The following is an 18176-nucleotide window of genomic DNA, read 5'->3' on the forward strand; positions in this document are numbered from 1 at the left end:
GCCCTGCTCACGCAGAACCGCCTATGGGAGCCTACTCAGCCCAAAACAGCTTGACCGAGAACACAGATGCTCTCTTGCGAAAACTAAGGACTTAGCTGCGCTAAGCCCAAGTTTTCGCTTTCTCCCCCGCCAAGGGGGAGAGTCCTGACTGATGCACTGATGCGAATGGAGGCCACCAATCATCTCCCCCCTTGCGGGGGAGAAAGCGATTTCTTGGGCTTAGCCCTTCGCTAAGCCTTAGAAATCGCAAGAGAGGGGATTTTGGCGGGCACGATCCTCACCCCCCAAAATGAAAAAAGCCCCGTTCAGGGCCCATTCATCCAGCGACTGCTAGGTCTCAGTTCGTCGAGTAGAAGACGTGCGAGCCGATGGCGGCGACGCGGTTGAAGGTGTGGGACCATTTCGGCGCCACGGCCGTCGTGTGGTAGAACAGCACCGAGGCCGGTACCACGCCCGGGCGTTCGCCGCGCTGGAATTCGTAGAATGCGTCTTCGGCCATCTTGATCGAGCGGTTCCACGCCGAGCGCTCACGCCCCATGTCGGAGCGGCCATCGCAGGCGAAGGTGAACTGGCACTTGTAGCGACCCTTGTCGGCGTTCTGGAACACCACGCCGCAAATGGTCGACGGATACTTCTTGCTCATCGCCCGGTTGATGATGACGTTGGCGACCGCCAGCTGGCCTTCACGGCTTTCGCCGCGGGCTTCGTGGTAGATCGCCTGGGCGAGGCAGAGCTTTTCGCCTTCGGCCAGCTTCACCCGCTTGGTGGTCGGCACGAAATCGGCCTTCACGTAGCTGGAGAGCACGGCTGAGGTCAGCGCCGGCTTGTCGGAGATATCGACGCTTTCGATCGCGTCGAGGGCCTGATTCTGCCGCTTGGCGATATAGCCCATCAGCATGGCTTCGGTCAGTTCGGCCTTGGGGGCCGGAACGTCGAAACCTTCGAAATTGTCGAGTTGCTGGCGGCGATCCACATAGGCCTGCAGCAGCGCATTGGTCAGCTGCGGCTGCGCACTGGTCTGGAACTGCTCGCGCTTCAGCGCCACCGTCTGGGTGATGGCGGCGGGAACCACGGTCTCGTTGACGAGTTCTTCAGCGGATGACGGAGCAAACGTAACCAGCAGCACGAGTGCTGCTGCGGCGAACGCGAGGGCATGCGTGAAAACACGCATCACTGGTGCGATCGAGCCTGCTCGCAATCCGCCTACCTTCCCCCGATGCCGCCCCCGAGGCAGCCCCAGTTGTCTAGTTACCCGTGCCCGGAACCTAGCCGAGCTTGGGGAACGATGGAACCCAGAATTTACAGTTACTTAACCATGAATGTTAGGTTCCTAATTTGAGGTTAACGGCTCTCACGCCGGGGTGAAAGCCCTGATTTTCTTGAGTTTTGCGAATGGGTAAGCGGGCCTTGCGGCAATCGATAAAAGTTAATCGATCCGAATCGTTGCCCGAACGACACAGTTCCTCACGCCCGCGAGGACGTGAGAATTAACGTAACGATTCCCGTAAAACTTCTGGCTCGCTGAAGCCTCAGGCGAAGGCGGCAGTCCTCAGGTCATGAAGACTGTCCATCACCGCGACGCAGAGCGCGCTGATCTCGTCGGAGGGGGCGACGATGTCGGGCACCATGATGGTCTGCAGCCCCGCCGCATGCGCGGCGCGCACTCCGGTATGGGAGTCTTCCACCGCGATGCAGAGGCTCGGATCGATGCCGAGGCGCCCGGCCGCCATCAAATAGGGCTCGGGGTGCGGCTTGGGGTTGATGACGTCGTCGCGCGTCACCACCGTCTCGAACTTTTCGAGGATGCCGGCGCCGCCCAGGTGCCCCAGCGCATGCGCCGAGCGCGACGAGGTGGCGACCGCCGCCGGGATGCGGCGGGCGTTGAGTTCGGCGAGCAGCTCGTGGACGCCGGTCTTCACCGGCACGGCCTCGTGCATCTTGGCTTTCATCAGCACCCGGCACTTCTCGTCGAAGATGGTGTAGGGGAAGCTGACGCCATAGGCCTCGACCAGCAGCCGGTTGGTGGTCTCGTGGCTCGAGCCGACCATGGCGTGGTGCACCGTCTCCGTCATCTCGAAGCCGAGCTCGGTGCTCACATCCCAGACGATCTGCTTGAACACCATTTCGGTATCAAGGAGCGTCCCATCCATGTCGAAAACAATGGCGGAGAACGGGCGGAGCGGAGCAGTCGGAACGGTGGGAGACATGGTTGGGGATATAGGCAGATTTCCGCCCCGCCGCTACCCTTGGCTTCAACCGTGGGCGACGACCTGCTATGAGCCAGCGCGATGACTGTGTTCGATCCTTATGAGGTGCTTGAAGTCAGCAAGGCCGCGCGCCCCGCCGACATCAAGCAGGCCTACCGCCGCAAAGTGCAGGTCGCCCACCCCGACCGCGGCGGCGACCCGGAGTATTTCGTCGTCGTGGTCCGCGCCTTCGGGCTGCTCTCCGATCCCGACTCGCGCCGGCTGTTCGACGAGACCGGCATCATCGACGACGAGGCGGTGACCAGCTATCGCCGCGAGGTGGCGGCGATCCTCGCCGACATGTTCGATGCGGCGGTCGAAACCGCCATCGCCACCCGGCTGAAGCTCGAGAACGTCGATTTCATCGCCCAGATGTCGGCCGCCGTGCAGACCGGCCTCGCCGATGCCCGGCTGTCGCTGGCCCGCACCGACACCGAGATCGGCGCCCTGCAGACACTCCGCGCCCGCATCCGCCGCACTGACGAAGACCGCAACATTTTCGCCGAGCGCCTCGACGCCCAGGTCGCCGCGAAGGCCGAACAGCACCGCACCATCAAACGCCGCGTCGCCATGCTGGAAACGGCGCTGGCCGAACTGGGGAATTATGAGAGCGAAATCGAACTGATCGCGGCGTTGGAGGCTGAGGGGTAAGGGGAGCTCATCCCTCTGGTGTCCTCGATCCCACCACCCCCACCGGAGGTCATCCCAGCGAAAGCTGGGACCCATCGGTCGGCTGGCGCGGGAGGAGAGTTGGGTCCCAGCTTTCGCCGGGATGACATCGAGTTTGGATCGTGTCGCAGTGGCTTATCTGCCGATCAAGCCCACCGTCACTGCATCCTCCACCCCATCGTAATACCGCTCCAGCACCCGCCGGAACGGCGCCGCATCCGCCGCCGCATGCGCAAACAGCGTCATCGACGAGCGAAGCTTCACATCATCGGGCGAGCCGAAGATCTCATGCGCCGTCCGCCCGCTGATCCCGCCGACGATCCCGGCACACTCGCGCAACCGCGCCCCCAGCACCGGATGGATGAGATAGGCGCGCGCCTCCGCGAGGTCGGCGATGCCGAAGCGTAGCGCCGCAGCGCTGCGGCCCAGAGCCCGCAGCTGCGGAAAGATGAACCACATCCAGTGCGTCTGCTTCCGCCCGGCGCTGAGCTCGGCCAGCACCTGGGCGTAAACCGGATCCTGCGCTGCGACGAAGTGCTCGAACATGGCCCAAGCCTACCCCTGGCTTTGGAACTCCCAAACCCCGCGCCAAGTTTTTTCGTCGCCCGTGTCGATTCCGGTTTTCACCGCTCGTCGTGAAGTCAGAAGGCGCGAGGGACGCGCCGACGACAACAGGAGAAACGACCATGAAGACCGCCCTTCTTGCCGCCGCCTTTGCCCTCGGCTTTGCCGGCTTTGCCCAGGCCGAAACCGCCAGCATCAACGGCCTCGAAATGTACTACGAGGTGCATGGCGAAGGTCAGCCGATCGTCTTGCTGCACGGCGCCTACATGAACATCGAGAACAACTGGGCCGCCATCATCCCGACGCTGGCGAAGGATCACCAGGTGATTGCCGTCGAGCTGCAGGGCCACGGCCGCACCACCGACCGCGATACCCCGATCACCTACGAGAACATGGCCGCCGACGTCGCCGGCCTGCTCGATCACCTCAAGATCGAAAAGACCGAACTGTTCGGCTATTCGATGGGCGGCGCCGCCGCGATGCGCTTCGCCATCGATTACCCCGAGCGCGTCACCCGCATCGTCGCCGCCTCTGCCGGCTACATCTACAACGAGGAGGTGATGGGGCCCGATTTCTTCAAGATGATCGAGACGATCACCCCCGAAATGTTCGCCAACACCCCGTTCGATGCGGAGTACAAGCGCCTCGCCCCCAACCCCGATAATTTCCCGGTGCTGGTCGAAAAGCTGAAGCAGCTCGACCTCAACAGCTTCGACTGGTCGGCCGATTTCGCCAAGATCAGCGTGCCCTCGCTCTATATCTTCGGCGACGCCGATATCGTCGGGCTCGACTACATTTCGAAGCACCACCAGGCCGCCGGCGGCCTCGTCAACGGCGACATGGCCGGCCTGCCCAAGACCCAGCTGATGGTTCTCCCCGGCGCCAGCCACACCGGCGTGTTCTTCAACCCGGCGAACGTCGAGATCATGAAGGCCGTGGTCCCGGTCTTCCTCAAGCAGGAACTCCCGGCCAAGCCGAGCTTCCCGGGCTGAGTGCAGCTCGGGTCTGAGACGAGGGGCCGGCGGAAAACCGCCGGCTCTTTTTGTCACGATCGTTCCACCCACCGGGTCATTCCCGCGAAAGCGGGAACCTCCGTTTGCGGTGCCGGCAAAGAAAACAGAGGTCCCCGCTTTCGCGGGGATGACATCGAGATTGGGGTTGGATTCGAGCCTCCCAGTGGCTGTCACTCCAGCGCCGGAGCGACCACGTGCCCGTCGCCGACATCACTCCTGACAGCCTTTGTCAGCAGCCCCCAGCCAAACCTTGTCGTGATCAGACAAGGAGACCCGAGATGACCACTATCGCCACCTGTTACTGCGGCGGCACCCGCATCGAGCTGCCCGAGGCGCCGACCGAGGCCACGCAATGCACCTGCACCTGGTGCACCAAGTCCGGCGGCCTCTGGGCCTATTACGATGTCACGGCCCCGCGCATCGTCTCCGACACTTATGGCGCGGTCTATTCCCCGGTCAGCCCGCTGCACGAGCACCACTTCTGCACCCGCTGCGGCTGCACCACCTACGGCGTCAGCCCCGACTATTCGCTCGAGGACACGGCGGTGCCCGAGCGGAAGAAAATGGCGATCAACGTCAAGATCCTCGACGACTACGACCTGATGCAATCGCTGCCGGTCAACGTCATCGACGGGCGCAACCTCTGGTGAACTTACGGAAGCCACCGGGCCGCGCCCCCGTCGCCCCCTCGGGAGAGGACCGGGTGAGCGGCGCCAAGCGCTCGGTGTCCCAGTCGTCACCCTCCCCCTCGCGGGGAGGGATCAAGGGTGGGGGGAGCGGCATACTGGAACCGCGAGGTAGCCCCGCCCCCTCCGTGCCGAGTGCCCATCACCCGCCACCGAGCCCAGCCTCGCCCCCCACCCAAGCTCCGCCAGGTCGCGTCGCTCCCGGCTGCGCTACCCTCCCCGCGAGGGGGAGGGTGACTGGTGCAAACCCTCAATGCCGCGTCTTGCCGTCCTCTTCTTCCTCGAACAGCTCGGCATTGGCCGCATCGGCCGACAGCCGCACCTTGTCGCCCTCGACGGCGGCGACGAGGATGCCCGGCACGTAGTGATGATGCCCCTCATGGCTGCCACCCGGCGCCTCGGCCTTGGTGAGCTTGATCCGCCCACCCTCGACCCGATCCACAATCCCCACATGCACCCCATCGGCGCCGATGACTTCCATATGCTCTCGGATACCGGAAAGGTTCGACATGACACTGCTCCTTGTTTGTTGGAGCAGGGGGAACGCATGGGGGCCGGGATGGATGCCGAGGGAAACTTGGCAGCGCCCCCCTCCTCCCGCTTGAAGTTGCCGATATAGCTGGAGCAGAATATAAACATCCGGCCTGTAATGTCAGCTGTACTGACCTTTTAAAGTGCGTTAACCATGATCGTGTTACCGCCGGAGTGCTCGGGATTCCTCCTTCATGCGCGACGCCGATGTTCGACAAGCGGTAAGGCAAAGACTCGCTTCTGACCATTCAGACGACGCAGACACCCTCATTGTTGAGGAAATGGGCGTATGGGCAAATTCCGTTCGCATCGACATCGCGGTAATCAACGGCGAACTCTCGGGCATTGAACTGAAGAGCGACCGCGATACGCTAGTTAGGCTGCCGTTGCAGGCCGAAATCTACAGCCGCGTTTTTGACCGACTAAGGCTAGTCGTGGGAACGAGGCACCTTGAAAAGGCTCTGCCCATGGTACCGACTTGGTGGGGCATAACAGTCGCGTCAGTCCAAGACAGCCACTTGCAACTGACAGAACTCCGCGACGGCTCACTTAATCCGGGCGCCGATCCATTCCTGGTTGCGCATCTTCTTTGGAAGGCTGAGGCGCTGACCGTTCTTGATCGCTATGGGTTGGCCAGAGGTTGGCGGGGAAAACGCTCGAAGCAAATTTACGAGCATCTCGCTCGCGAAGTTCCCAAGCCCGAGCTCTTCGCCCACGTGCGCGAAGCGTTGAAACGCCGTGTGGGTTGGCTAGGGCAGAACGGATCTCACCAACTCGATGTGCCTGTTAACAGCCAGGCTGACCCAATGGGCCAGCGCTTTGGGACTTTGTGTCCCCCCAGCGATCTTGTCGATAGTGTCGTCCGCCCAGCAGGTAGCAAGCCGACCCCGTCCCGCAAATCCAAGAATGAATTTCGCATGCTTGACTAGCTGTGGCCCCATGTCTTGAGAACCGACGCCCGTGGTTTTCACCCCGCGGCAGATGAGATAGTCAGCGACGAGCGTATATTTTACGGTGATTGGATAGCCCCACGCGATGTTGGGAGCGGGAGTGGCAGTCGACACTGTGGCATAGTCGCCGTAATCCAGTTGGTAGAAGAGGCCGGAGTTCGCGACCTGGCTCCAAAGTTGTGCCTCGAACCTTGGTCTGGTGTAGTTGCCTGCCGCCAGCTTTGAGAAGTTCTCGGGTATAGATGTCCCGGCCAGCGTAACTGATCGCCACACTGCCGCGCTTGCCAACGAGGCAAACGCAGTGTTCACGGCGGCTCCCAGGGCCAGTACGCTTTCCGCGCTGTCTGCAAGATCAACGATAAGGTCTGTCTCGGGCAACGGAAATGGCCAGGAAGGGAGCCAGCTCGGCGCCGAAGTCATCTCTGACAGCGTGACCCTCAAGGCCACCCCAAGTTGCTGGGTGTGGACGACCGATTGGACTGCAGCGCTGTAGGCTGGTGACGCATTTAGCGACGTCGCCGGAATTGGTTGGCCGCCTGAGGAAAGAACACTAGACGCGATATTTGTCAGTGGGTGCGCCCCACTGGCATCGTTCGGCAAAGGGGAGGCGTCCAAGAAGAAAGGTGCTGTTCCCCACGAACCTAACGCCTCCATCGCAAAGACCGACGGCGCGGGTATGCTGCTGGATTTCTTGGTGGCCTTCTTATCCTTGAAATTGTCTGCACCAAGCAGGAAGAAAGGCACGACATTTAGTCGAGCTGTTGGAGACAGGTTGCGCAGCGCCTCCTTTTCTCCAGATTTCCATCTCAAGAATGGCACGTAGCGTACTGTCATTCGCGGCCCCCCAAGCGTTCGACAACATAGTTATCGTTTGAAAGCGCAAGTAACAAGTCATTAACTATTGAAAGGATTGGGGGCAATCTGCCGTCCTCATTTCCCCAGTCCACCCAACCCTCCACCCTCGACTACCTGCTCGAGCAACTCGACGCGGCCGGCTCCGTCTCCGCCCGGAAAATGTTCGGCGAGTACGGCGTCTACTGCGATGGCAAATCGTTGCGCTGGCTTGTGACGACCAGTTCTTTTTGAAGCCGACGCCGGAGGGGACGTTTCTTGGTGAGGCCGTGGATGAGCAGCCGGCTTACAGCGGAGCCAGGCCAAGTTTTCGGATTGCAGGGGCGCGCTGGGACGACGCGGAGCGGATGGTCGAGCTGGTACGGGTAACCACTGCGGCGCTGCCGATGCCTAGGGTGAAGAAGAACTAGCTGCCGTCATTCGCAGGAGGGCGGTCGGCTCCGTCTGCCCTGTCCATGCTCTGATGAGGTCTTTCCGTAGACCGCTAGCGAGGCTTGGTTCCGAGGTCAATATCCACAACGTAGTAGCGCTTCAGGCGCCCACTCTTGGAGTGGGATTCGTATGCCTCAAACTCAATCTCCGCGCCAGCGTCAAAGCGGTCCATCGCGTTGGCCGCCAGGCTATCGACCACCTTTCTAACGTATCTACGCGATTGGACGTCCTCGGCTAGTGTCATAGGGACGGGCCGGCCTTCGTCTTCGACATAGACTCTGCCCTTGTAGGTGTTTGTATTGTAGCTGGAAACCTTACCTACGTAGCTATGCCTGCGGTCGCCTCGGATCTCTGTGTTCAGGTAATCAAAAGTCTCAGAACTAAGGGTAGGTCCTAGTGGGTGTACTATTCGACCTCCGCTTGAAACGCCGATGATGGCGCTAGTCGCGGTCCCTGAGTGACTTATCGGTCGATGAATGTCCGTAATGGCTTTTTCGACCTTTTCGATCACGGCGTCGAACTTGCCTTCGTCAAGCCCCTCCGGGACCCGGGGGCTTCTGCTTTCAGTGATAGTCTGGCCGAGGGTCTTGCTGAAATCTACGGAGATGCCCATCGTTTCTGAGAGGACGTAAGAGTAAGCCGACGTCATAAGGTGGCCTAACACAGAGTCCTGCGAAGACACTCCTGCACTTAGAAGTATCGTGCCGATTATCGCAGTTATCTTCCAGCTGCCAGCCTCAGGCGCGAGGACTTCGATGCTCGCATTTCTTAATGAAGGAGCCTGAGTGATAATTTCGCCGTTGAGAACAAGGTGAGTTGTAAGCGCTAAGGTGCGCTGAAACCCAATCAGCGCCTGTGAAACGTCATAGAAATCTATTCTATTGTTATCTGCTTCGCTGCCCTTATATTACAGCGTAATCTCCAGTTGACCCATGGCGTCCCCATCCCGGGGGAGATGCTAGGATATTTCGATCAACCAGTAAACACTGCCGCATTGTTTGTGGCGCGCCCTAATGCGCCCCGTCCCAATCCCGCGCCGCATGCGCGTCCACCTTGATCGGCACGGTCAGCCGCACCGCTGGCTCCGACGCGTTCTCCATCGTCTTGACGATCACCGGGATCACGCCGTCTTCCTTGCCTTCGTCCACCTCGAAGATCAGTTCGTCGTGCACCTGCAGCAGCATCTGCGCATCCGAGCCTGCCGCCTTCAGCGCCGGTTCCATGCGGATCATGGCGCGGCGGATGATGTCGGCGGCAGAGCCCTGGATCGGGGCGTTGATGCTCGCGCGTTCGACGAAGCTGCGCTCGGCCGGGTGCGAGGAGTTGGCGTTGGGGAAGTTCACCTTGCGCCCGAAAATGGTCTCGACATAGCCGTCGGCCTTCACCTTGCGGCGCTGCTCGGCCATGTAATCCTGGATGCCGGGGAAGCGGGCGAAGTAGGTCTTGATGTACTCGCCGGCCTCCGAGCGCTCGATGCCCAGCTGGTTGGCGAGGCCGAAGGCCGAGATGCCGTAGATGATGCCGAAATTGATCGCCTTGGCGCGGCGGCGCACTTCCGACGGCATGCCCTCGACCGGCACGCCGAACATTTCCGACGCTGTCATGGCGTGAATGTCGAGCCCTTCCTCGAACGCGTCCTTCAGCGCCTGGATATCGGCGATATGGGCGAGGACGCGGAGCTCGATCTGCGAATAGTCGGCGCTGATCAGGGTCTTGCCCGCCGGCGCCACGAAGGCGGTGCGGATCTTCCGGCCATCTTCGGTGCGCACCGGAATGTTCTGCAGGTTCGGATCGTTCGAGCTGAGCCGTCCGGTCAGCACCGAGTGCTGCGAATAGGTGGTGTGGACGCGCCCGGTCCTCGGGTTGATGTAGCTCGGCAGCGCATCGGTATAGGTGCCCATGAGCTTGGTCAGCTGGCGCCAGTCGACGATGGTGCGGGCGAGCGGAATGCCCTGCGTCGCCAGCTCCTCGAGCACGTCGGCGCCGGTCGACCAGGCGCCGGTCTTGGTCTTGGTGCCACCGGGCAGGCCCATGCGGTCGAACAGGATTTCGCCCAGTTGCTTGGGCGAACCGAGGTTGAAGTTGGAGCCGGCGAGCTCATAGGCCTCGGCTTCGAGCGCCGCGGCGCGCTGCGCGAAATCACCCGAGAGGCGGCTGAGGATCTGCCGGTCGACGGTGATCCCGCGGCCTTCCATGCGCGCCAGCACCGGCGCCAGCGGCCGCTCGATGGTCTCGTAGAGCGTGGTCATCTTCTCGGCCACCAGTCGCGGCTTCAGCACCTTCCACAGCCGGAAGGTCAGGTCGGCATCTTCGGCGGCATATTTCGCCGCATCCTCGATACTGACCTGCGCAAAGGTCTTCTGCGTCTTGCCGGTGCCGAGCAGTTCCTTGATGGACATGCCGGGGAGGCCGAGCCAGTGATCGGATAGCTCGCCCATGGTGTTGAACTGCGGGCCATCGAGCGAATAGCTCAAGAGCAGGTTATCGTCGAACGAGCGCACCTCGATGCCGTAGCGGGCGAGGATGCCGAGATCGTATTTGACGTTGTGGAAGAGCTTGAGGATCGAGCGATCGGCGAACAGCGGTTTGAGCTGTTCGAGCGCGGCGCGGAGGTCCATCTGTCCTTCCGCCATGCCGCCGCCGAGCAGGTCGCCATGCCCCTCGGTATGGCCGAGCGGCAGGTAGGCGCCAGTGCCCGGGCCGGTCGAGAACGAGATGCCGACGAGGTCGGCGGTCTGGTTGTCGAGCCCGGTGGTCTCGGTGTCGGTGGCAACGATCCCCTCGGCATAGGCCGCGTCGATCCAGCGTTTGAGGTGCGCGGCGTCGCGGATGATCTCGTATTTCGAATGGTCGAGCGGGATCGCCTTGATCTTTTCGTGCTCGAGCTTGGCATGCAGCACCGGGGCGGAATCGGCCCGGCCCTCGGCCGATTGCCGCGCCGCGCGCGCTTCGGCCCGGGCATTATTGTCAAAGCCCACCGGCTCGGCGGGCTTGGCCGCCAGTTCAGGATCGGCCGGCCACGCCTCGGGGTCGGCATCGAGCAGCGTGCCGAGGCGCTTGGAGATGGCGAAGAACTCCATCGCCTTGAGGAAGGGGAAGAGCTTGGCTGGCTCGACCGGCTGGCGCACCAGGTCCTCGAGCGGCAGTTCCACCGGTGTCTCGCGGTTGAGCGTCACCAGGCGCTTCGAAATCCGGGCCAGCTCGGCATTGGTTTCGAGCGCCTCGCGCCGCTTCGGCTGCTTGATCTCGGCGGTGCGGCTCAAGAGCGTCTCGATATCGCCAAAGGTATTGATGAGTTCGGCCGCGGTTTTCACCCCGATGCCGGGAACGCCGGGCACATTGTCGACCGCGTCGCCGCAGAGCGCCTGCACCTCGATGACCTTGTCCGGCCCGACGCCGAACTTGGCGAACACTTCGTCCGAGCCGATCCAGCGCAGTGGCGGCTGGCCGGGGCGCGGTATGGTGTCGAGCAGCCGCACCGAGCCATCCGGCTCCACCAGCTGCATCAGGTCCTTGTCGGAGGAGACGATAGTCACCTTGCCGCCGGCGTCCTTGGCCAGCGCGGTGTAGGTGGCGATGATGTCGTCGGCCTCGTAGCCCTCCATCTCGATCGAGGGCAGGCCGTAGGCGCGGGTGGCGGCGCGGGTCAGCGGGAACTGCGGCACCAGCTCTTCCGGCGCCGGCGGCCGGTGCTGCTTGTATTCGGCATAGATCTCGTCGCGGAACGTCTTCGACGAATAGTCGAACACCACGGCCATGTGGGTGGGCGCATCCTCCCCCTGCAGATCCTCGCTGAGTTTCCAGATCATGTTGCAGAACCCGATCACGCTGCCGACCGGCAGCTTGTCGCTCTTGCGCGTAAGCTGCGGCAGGGCATGAAAGGCCCGGAAGATGAAGCCTGAGCCGTCGACGAGAACGAGATGCATGAAACGATTCCGGATGGTCGGGGCCGGACCTTAACCGAGAAGCCGCCGGGGATGAACCCTGACGAAGGCTGACACGGGGCTTGCGCACTGGCAGGGCCCGTTGGCATGGTCCAGCCGGTGGTCCGGGGAGTCATCGTGAGCAAACAAGCGCTGGAAACGGACGGCTATGCCGGACCGGTTGCGGTATTCGATGGCGCGGAGTGCGCGCAAATCCTGTCGAGCCTGCGCGCCGCGACCGGAAGGCCCCGGGCCTGGTTCAAGGGCTGGGCCGCCAGCAGCCCCGCCTTCCATCGCGTCGCGACCGATCCGCGCATCCTCGCGCTGGTGCGGCCGACGCTCGGCGCCGACATTGTATTGTGGGGCGCTTCGCTGATCATCAAGGCGGAAAGCGATATCCATCCCTTTCATACCGACGTCGAGTCGATGGCGCCCGAAGGCGGCTTCGTCACCGTGTGGATCGGGCTCGAGCATACCGATCGTTCTTCGGGGCTGAAGTTCATCCCCGGCTCGCACCGTTATGGCGTCACCCTGCAGGAGCTCAACCACCGCGCCGGTGTGGCGCGGGACGCGAGCACCGACGAGACGACGCTGGCGGCGGCGCGCCAGTACGATCCGGCGGCCCGGATCGTCCAGCCCGAGGTACATGATGGCGAGGCGCTGGTGTTCGATGGCCGGGCCTGGCACGGCTCGCACAACAAGACCAGGGCGGTACGTACGGCGCTGTTGCTGCAGTATGCCCGGGCCGATCGTCCGGTGAACATGCCGAGGACCTTCAGCTGGCCGATCGAGTTCCACCGCTCGAAACGGCCGCCGGTCGTCGTGGTGAGCGGCAAGGGCCGGCGCGATCGCAACCGCATTGTCCCTGCCCCGCGCGGTTCGAGGGCCCTCGGCAATGCCATCTTTCAGCTCCCGTCGGCGACGCTGCGGCCCGAACAGCGCTTTACTTCGTTTCCGCATCTGTGGGGTCGCACGCCCACTCTCATCGATGTCGAGGGCCACAGCTCGATCCTGGCGCCCGGCGCCAATCCGCATCCGCTGCACCAGCATATCGAGGAGGAGATCCTCGTCGTCGTCTCCGGTTCGGCGGAACTCCACGTCTCCGACGATGCCGCCGGTTCCGCCAATGCCGAGCGCGTGCGGATCGGGCCGGGCGATTTCGCCTATTACCCGGCGGGCACGCACCACACCCTATCCAATGCGGGCGACACCCCCCTGCTCTACACCATGCTGAAATGGGTCAATTACGGTAAGCCTGCTGATCGGCGCGCCGCCGGTCGGGCCATCATCCGCTCCGGAGAGACGCTCCGCTCGGCTGCGCCAGGCATCGGCGCACCGCTCTGGCAGGAGCGCACCCGCTGGCTCAGGCGGCTGCATGCCCATGTGAGCGTGCTCGCCCCGAGTGAGGGCTACGCGCCGCATGCCGACCGCTACGACGTGGCGATGCTGTTGCTTACAGGCCGCGTCGAGACGCTCGGTCGCGAGGTGTCCGCCCCGGCTCTGCTCTACCACCCCGCCGGGGCCGAGCACGGCATCCGCGCCGTCGGCGCCGAGCCGGCGCGCTACCTGGTGTTCGAGCTCGAAGGGCGACCCGGCCCACTGGCCGCCCTGGCACGGCTGCAACACCGCCTTGCCAACCGCCGCAGGGGATAATCCGCGCGATTGTAATCGCCCCGACGCGCACCATGTCTAGGCTACGGGTCGGGCATGAGGGGAGACAAGTGCAATGCGGGCAGCGGTGTATCGATCGTTCGGCGGGCCGGAGGTGGTGCGGGTTGAGGAGTTGCCCAAGCCGGTGCCGCGGGCCGGCGAAGTGCTGATCCGCGTGCATGCCTCCACCGTCAGCGTCGGCGATTACCGAATGCGGACCCGCGACCTGCCCAAGGGCCTCGAATTCTTCGGGCCGCTGACCATCGGCATCTTTGCGCCGCGCAAGAAGATCCTCGGCATGGATTTCGCCGGGGTGATCGAGGCCGTCGGCGAGGGGGTGACGCGCTTCAAGCCCGGCGATGCGGTCGTGGGCCTGACCGGCATGAAGTTCGGCGGGCACGCCGAATACGTCACGCTGAAACAAACTGAGGCGATGGTGCTCAAGCCCGAGGGCTGGAGTTTCGAGGACACCGTGGCGCTGGTCTTCGGCGGACACACTGTCGCCGAGTGCATCCGGCAGTGCACGATCAAGCCGGGCGACGAAGTGCTGGTGAACGGGGCCTCGGGCGCGGTGGGCAGCTCAGCTATCCAGGTGGCCAAGCACTTTGGCGCCGTGGTGACGGCGGTTACCAGCGCCGGCAATGCCGAGCTGGTGCGCTCGCTCGGGGCCGACCAGGTGATCGACTACAAGGCCGAAGATTTCACGAGGAGCGGCAAGCAGTACGACGTGATCTTCGAATGCGTCGGCAACGCCCCGTTCGAACGGGTCGAACAGGTGCTGAAGCCAGGCGGCACGCTGCTGCTGGTGATCATCGATCTCAAGGGCATGCTCGGGGCCGGCAAGGACAGCCGGCGCAGCGGCAAGCGGGTCATCCCGATCAACTTCAAGCCGAAGCCGGAGGATGTCGCGTTCGAGATCGAGCTCGCCAAAGCCGGTGCGCTACGGCCGGTGATCGACCGGATTTACCCGCTCGAGCAGGTGGTTGAGGCGCATCGTCATGTCGATACCGGCAGGAAGCGCGGCAGCGTCGTGCTGCAGCTGGCCGGTTAGGTGCAAAGCAATGCAAATCGTGGCAAACCCGAGTCCGTCAAGCCATTGCCCGAATTGTGTCGCTTTCGGAACAGAGTTTCCCCAAGCTTGTTAAGCATTGTAGGGCCATGAACGGGGCATTCGACGAGCTTTCGCGCCATTCGGTGCGTCGGCGAAGGGCAACAACTCGGCAACTTCTGATCCGTGTCGGCGCGCCGGCAATGGCAGTGCTTGGCATTGGCGCGATCGGCGCGGTGCTCATCGGCTTGCAGTGCGGTGGCCTCGATCGGTGCTTTGCCGGCAAGCCGCCGGTTGCCGCCGCCAGCGCAACGCCGGCTGCGACATTGCCCGCCCCGGTCGAAGCCTCGCTCAGCCCGGACGCCGTGCCTCAGGCCGCGCCCGCAGCGCCGGCTCCCGCAGCGTCGAGCGTGGCGATGCGCAAGGCGCCGGAGGTGCCGGCCGGGGTGCAGCGGGCGCAGCGGGTCGACCAGATGATCGGCAACACCTTCGTGGCGCTCGCCTCCGATGACGAGGGCTGGCTGCGCGGCGCCGCAGCCAATGCCGCCGACGATTCCGAAACCTATGCCGAAGGTGATGGCGCCGGGCCCCCGGCGCCCGTGGATGAGACAGCGGTCGAAGCGGCGGACGCCGTTGCCGGCGAGGTGCTCGAGCGCCCGACGCCGCTTGAGGTCACCGCCTTCGCCGAAGCCCCGACCGAGACCGCCGCCAACGTCAAGGCGGCAGCCGAGAAGAAGCTCGCCGAAGTGGCGAAATCCCAACCCGAGCCCATCGACGAGGTCGAACCCCCACCGAAGCCGGAGCCCAAGCCCGAGACGAAGGCGGACGCTTCGGGAGACACGCGAACCGTGGGCGGTTCCGGCGTCAATGTGCGTTCCGGCCCGGGCAAATCCAACGGCCGGGTGTTCGGCCTCGCCGGCGGCGAGAAGGTCACGGTGGGCGAAAACCGTCGCGGCTGGCTGAAGATCACCGACGACCAGGGCCGCACCGGCTGGGTGTACAAGGATTATCTGAACTAGCATCGGGCAGTGCGCCGGTCTCGGCCACAGGATGAGTCGCCGCTCCGGTTATGTCCGACCTTCCCTCGCCCCTGAGGGGAGAGGGCAAGCGCAGCTTGTGAGCGTCAGCGAGCTAGCGGAGGTCGGGTGAGGGGTTCAGCCGCTCGGCATGCTGGCTCGTCCAGCATGTGGCACCGCTTCACCCCTCAACCGGCGCTTCGCGCCACCTTCTCCCCTGCAGGGGAGAAGGGACGGGGGCCGTCTCGATCGGCCAGGCTAAGGTTGCCCACCTGTTCTGCCCGTGATCTATTCCGCCCTTCGCCATCCCATGGAGGTCGCAATGCCCCGAGTCATGTTCATCGAGAAAGGAGCCCTCCCCGAACTTGAGAACGTGACGCGCAATGCGAACACTGAACCTTGGGATTCTGGCGCATGTCGACGCCGGTAAGACATCCCTGACCGAACGGCTGCTGTATGCAGCCGGGGTCATCGACCGTCTCGGCAGTGTCGATGGCGGCAATACCCAGACCGATACCCTGGCGCTGGAGCGCCAGCGCGGCATCACCATCAAGGCCGCCGTGGTATCGTTCGTCGCCCATGACACGACGATCAACCTGATCGACACGCCCGGCCACCCTGACTTCATCGCCGAGGTGGAGCGGGTGCTCAACGTCCTCGATGGCGCCGTGCTGGTGGTCTCGGCGGTCGAAGGCGTGCAAGGCCAGACCCGCGTGCTGATGCGGGCGCTGCAGCGGCTGAAGATCCCCACCCTGATCTTCATCAACAAGCTCGACCGGGCCGGCGCGGATCCCGATCGGGTAGTGGCGGCCATCCGCCGGCGGCTGACCGCGGATATCGTACCGATGGGCAGGGGACAGGGGCTGGGCACCGCCGACGCGGCCTTCGTGCCGTTCGGTCCGGCGGCCCAGGGCTTCCACGCAGCCCTCGCCGAGCGGCTGGCCGAGCACGATGAGGCATTACTGGCCGCCTATGTCGAGAACCGTGCGCTGCCCTATGACCGGCTGCGCGCCGCGCTGGCCGAGCAGAGCCGCGTCGCCCAGCTGCATCCGGTGTTCATGGGTTCGGCGATTTCGGGCGCCGGCGTCGAGACGTTGCTGGCCGGCCTCGTCGAGCTGCTGCCGGCCACGGCGGCTGACCTCGAGGCGCCGGCTTCCGGTACGGTGTTCAAGGTCGAGCGCGGTCCGGCCGGTGAGAAGCTGGCCTATGTCAGGCTGTTCTCGGGCACCTTGCATAACCGCCAGCGGCTGCAATTGCGGGGCGAGGATGCAAAGATTACCGGTGTCGAGGTGTTCGAGCGCGGTGCGACGCTGCGGCGCGATCGGGTGGTGGCGGGCGAGATCGCCCGGTTGCGCGGCCTTGACGTGCGGATCGGCGACAGCATCGGCACGCCGCCAAGGGCGGTGTCACAGCACTTTGCCCCACCGACGCTCGAGACCCTGGTGGCGCCGGCACACGCCGCCGACCGTCGCGCCCTGTGGGCGGCGCTCGGGCAACTGGCCGAACAGGATCCGCTGATCAACCTCAGGAAGGACGATGCGCACGCCGAAATGTTCGTCTCGCTCTATGGCGAGGTACAGAAGGAGGTGATCGAGGCGACGCTGCTGGCCGACTACGGACTTCAGGTCGCGTTCCGCGAAACCACGATGATCTGCGTCGAGCGCCCGAGCGGCACCGGCGCGGCGGTGGAGCTGATCTTCAAGCCGCCCAACCCCTTCCTCGCCACGGTCGGCATCCGGGTCGAGCCCGGCCCGATCGGTTCGGGGCTCGAGATCCGGCTCGCGGCGATGTTCGGCGCCATGCCGGTGGCCTTCTATGAGGTCATCGAAACCACAATCGGCGAGACGTTGCAGCAGGGCCTCGCCGGCTGGCAGGTGACCGACGCCATCATCAGCATCACCGACGCCGCACAGCGGGCGCCGATGAGCACGGCAGGCGATTTCCGCAACCTGACGCCGCTGGTGCTGATGGAGGCGCTGCGCCAGGCGGGCACGGCGGTATGCGAGCCGATCCATCACTTCCATGTCGATGTCCCGACCGAGACATTGGCCGCTGCGCTTTCGGTGCTGGCCCGGCTCGACGCGCCGCCCGGCCAGCCCGTGCCGGACGGGGCGGGATACACGGTGGAAGGTGAGATCGCCGCGGCGCGCGTGCACGAACTGCAGCAGCTATTGCCCGGGTTGACGCATGGCGAGGGCGCTCTCGAAACCAGCTTCGCCGGCTATCGGGCAGTCGCCGGTCCGCCTCCCAGCCGCCGACGCTCCGACAACAATCCGCTGAACCGCAAGGAGTACCTGCTGCATGTGCTGCGGCGTGTTCCGATCGGCATCGGAGAAGCGTGAGCAGCGTGGCGCCAGTTATGAACGAGCCTCACCCACCGGCTGTCATCCCTGCGAAAGCAGGGACCCAACTTTCGGCTGGTGCCGGGGGTGAGATGGATCCGCTTCGCAGGGATGACACCGAGTACGGGGCGCGTGCAGAGCGTCGGTTAGCGTACCGGCGCCACCCCATTGCGGCCCAAGACGGCGTGGATCGGGGCCCCGGCCGACCAAAGTAAAAGGGCCGGTCTCCCGGCCCTTTGTCGTTGTGTCGAAAC

14 protein-coding genes and 1 pseudogene are annotated in these 18176 nt (G+C 64.0%); 8 read left to right on the forward strand and 7 right to left on the reverse strand.

Going from position 1 to position 18176, the window contains the following annotated elements; genetic code table 11:
* Positions 1–337 precede the first annotated feature (337 nt).
* Entirely contained in the window at positions 338–1171 is an 834-nt protein-coding gene (locus VGV07_RS09905; protein WP_326868521.1) for a cell wall hydrolase, read from the reverse strand.
* A 358-nt stretch (positions 1172–1529) separates the two neighbouring features.
* Positions 1530–2207: an HAD family phosphatase gene (locus tag VGV07_RS09910; protein ID WP_326868522.1), complete on the reverse strand. Its 678-nt coding sequence runs from the start codon at positions 2205–2207 to the stop codon at positions 1530–1532.
* An 81-nt stretch (positions 2208–2288) separates the two neighbouring features.
* Between VGV07_RS09910 and VGV07_RS09915 the strand changes: the two genes are divergently transcribed.
* The gene (locus VGV07_RS09915; RefSeq protein ID WP_326868523.1) at positions 2289–2897 is read left to right on the forward strand and encodes a J domain-containing protein; all 609 of its coding nucleotides are present in this window, start codon (positions 2289–2291) and stop codon (positions 2895–2897) included.
* Positions 2898–3050: 153 nt separating this feature from the next.
* On the opposite strand, the gene VGV07_RS09920 is transcribed toward VGV07_RS09915, so the two are convergent.
* Complete coding sequence (locus VGV07_RS09920) at positions 3051–3461, reverse strand: DUF1810 domain-containing protein (protein ID WP_326868524.1); 411 nt, start codon at positions 3459–3461, stop codon at positions 3051–3053.
* Positions 3462–3601: 140 nt separating this feature from the next.
* Between VGV07_RS09920 and VGV07_RS09925 the strand changes: the two genes are divergently transcribed.
* Both VGV07_RS09925 and VGV07_RS09930 read left to right on the forward strand, forming a co-directional pair.
* A complete protein-coding gene (locus tag VGV07_RS09925; RefSeq protein ID WP_326868525.1) occupies positions 3602–4471 on the forward strand; it encodes an alpha/beta hydrolase in 870 nt (289 codons plus the stop codon).
* Between the two features lie 299 nt (positions 4472–4770).
* The gene (locus tag VGV07_RS09930) at positions 4771–5142 is read left to right on the forward strand and encodes a GFA family protein (protein WP_326868526.1); all 372 of its coding nucleotides are present in this window, start codon (positions 4771–4773) and stop codon (positions 5140–5142) included.
* Positions 5143–5428: 286 nt separating this feature from the next.
* On the opposite strand, the gene VGV07_RS09935 is transcribed toward VGV07_RS09930, so the two are convergent.
* Positions 5429–5689, reverse strand: coding sequence for a DUF2171 domain-containing protein (locus tag VGV07_RS09935; protein ID WP_055876270.1), 261 nt, complete (start codon positions 5687–5689; stop codon positions 5429–5431).
* A gap of 214 nt (positions 5690–5903) precedes the next feature.
* On the opposite strand from VGV07_RS09935, the pseudogene VGV07_RS27395 reads away from it, so the two are divergent.
* Positions 5904–6437: pseudogene (locus VGV07_RS27395) on the forward strand (sce7726 family protein); the annotation flags it as partial.
* A 21-nt stretch (positions 6438–6458) separates the two neighbouring features.
* On the opposite strand, the gene VGV07_RS09940 reads toward VGV07_RS27395, so the two are convergent.
* From VGV07_RS09940 to polA, 3 genes are all read right to left on the reverse strand, one after another.
* Positions 6459–7493: a beta family protein gene (locus VGV07_RS09940; protein ID WP_326868527.1), complete on the reverse strand. Its 1035-nt coding sequence runs from the start codon at positions 7491–7493 to the stop codon at positions 6459–6461.
* A gap of 502 nt (positions 7494–7995) precedes the next feature.
* Positions 7996–8592: a hypothetical protein gene (locus tag VGV07_RS09945; protein ID WP_326868528.1), complete on the reverse strand. Its 597-nt coding sequence runs from the start codon at positions 8590–8592 to the stop codon at positions 7996–7998.
* A 361-nt stretch (positions 8593–8953) separates the two neighbouring features.
* Positions 8954–11869, reverse strand: coding sequence for a DNA polymerase I (gene polA, locus VGV07_RS09950; protein WP_326868529.1), 2916 nt, complete (start codon positions 11867–11869; stop codon positions 8954–8956).
* Between the two features lie 135 nt (positions 11870–12004).
* Between polA and VGV07_RS09955 the strand changes: the two genes are divergently transcribed.
* The 4 genes from VGV07_RS09955 to VGV07_RS09970 all read left to right on the forward strand — a co-directional run bounded on the left by VGV07_RS09955 (position 12005) and on the right by VGV07_RS09970 (position 17922).
* Entirely contained in the window at positions 12005–13519 is a 1515-nt protein-coding gene (locus tag VGV07_RS09955; RefSeq protein ID WP_326868530.1) for a cupin domain-containing protein, read from the forward strand.
* 73 nt (positions 13520–13592) lie between these two features.
* Complete coding sequence (locus VGV07_RS09960) at positions 13593–14567, forward strand: NAD(P)-dependent alcohol dehydrogenase (protein WP_326868531.1); 975 nt, start codon at positions 13593–13595, stop codon at positions 14565–14567.
* Positions 14568–14767: 200 nt separating this feature from the next.
* A complete protein-coding gene (locus VGV07_RS09965) occupies positions 14768–15583 on the forward strand; it encodes an SH3 domain-containing protein (RefSeq protein ID WP_326868532.1) in 816 nt (271 codons plus the stop codon).
* Positions 15584–15963: 380 nt separating this feature from the next.
* On the forward strand, positions 15964–17922 hold the full coding sequence (locus VGV07_RS09970) for a translation factor GTPase family protein (RefSeq protein ID WP_326868533.1): 1959 nt from the start codon (positions 15964–15966) through the stop codon (positions 17920–17922).
* Positions 17923–18176: the final 254 nt, after the last annotated feature.

The sequence above is a fragment of the Devosia sp. genome (assembly GCF_035944845.1).
Lineage (GTDB): Bacteria > Pseudomonadota > Alphaproteobacteria > Rhizobiales > Devosiaceae > Devosia_A.

Bases quoted from the DNA above. Each gene is read 5' to 3' on its own strand.
- VGV07_RS09910 (WP_326868522.1), bottom strand. From the start codon at position 2,207: ATGTCTCCCACCGTTCCGACTGCTCCGCTCCGCCCGTTCTCCGCCATT.
- VGV07_RS09920 (WP_326868524.1), bottom strand. From the start codon at position 3,461: ATGTTCGAGCACTTCGTCGCAGCGCAGGATCCGGTTTACGCCCAGGTG.
- VGV07_RS09970 (WP_326868533.1), top strand. From the start codon at position 15,964: ATGCGAACACTGAACCTTGGGATTCTGGCGCATGTCGACGCCGGTAAG.
- VGV07_RS09925 (WP_326868525.1), top strand. From the start codon at position 3,602: ATGAAGACCGCCCTTCTTGCCGCCGCCTTTGCCCTCGGCTTTGCCGGC.
- VGV07_RS09930 (WP_326868526.1), top strand. From the start codon at position 4,771: ATGACCACTATCGCCACCTGTTACTGCGGCGGCACCCGCATCGAGCTG.
- VGV07_RS09965 (WP_326868532.1), top strand. From the start codon at position 14,768: ATGGCAGTGCTTGGCATTGGCGCGATCGGCGCGGTGCTCATCGGCTTG.
- VGV07_RS09940 (WP_326868527.1), bottom strand. From the start codon at position 7,493: ATGACAGTACGCTACGTGCCATTCTTGAGATGGAAATCTGGAGAAAAG.
- polA (WP_326868529.1), bottom strand. From the start codon at position 11,869: ATGCATCTCGTTCTCGTCGACGGCTCAGGCTTCATCTTCCGGGCCTTT.
- VGV07_RS09905 (WP_326868521.1), bottom strand. From the start codon at position 1,171: ATGCGTGTTTTCACGCATGCCCTCGCGTTCGCCGCAGCAGCACTCGTG.
- VGV07_RS09945 (WP_326868528.1), bottom strand. From the start codon at position 8,592: ATGACGTCGGCTTACTCTTACGTCCTCTCAGAAACGATGGGCATCTCC.
- VGV07_RS09960 (WP_326868531.1), top strand. From the start codon at position 13,593: ATGCGGGCAGCGGTGTATCGATCGTTCGGCGGGCCGGAGGTGGTGCGG.
- VGV07_RS09935 (WP_055876270.1), bottom strand. From the start codon at position 5,689: ATGTCGAACCTTTCCGGTATCCGAGAGCATATGGAAGTCATCGGCGCC.
- VGV07_RS09915 (WP_326868523.1), top strand. From the start codon at position 2,289: ATGACTGTGTTCGATCCTTATGAGGTGCTTGAAGTCAGCAAGGCCGCG.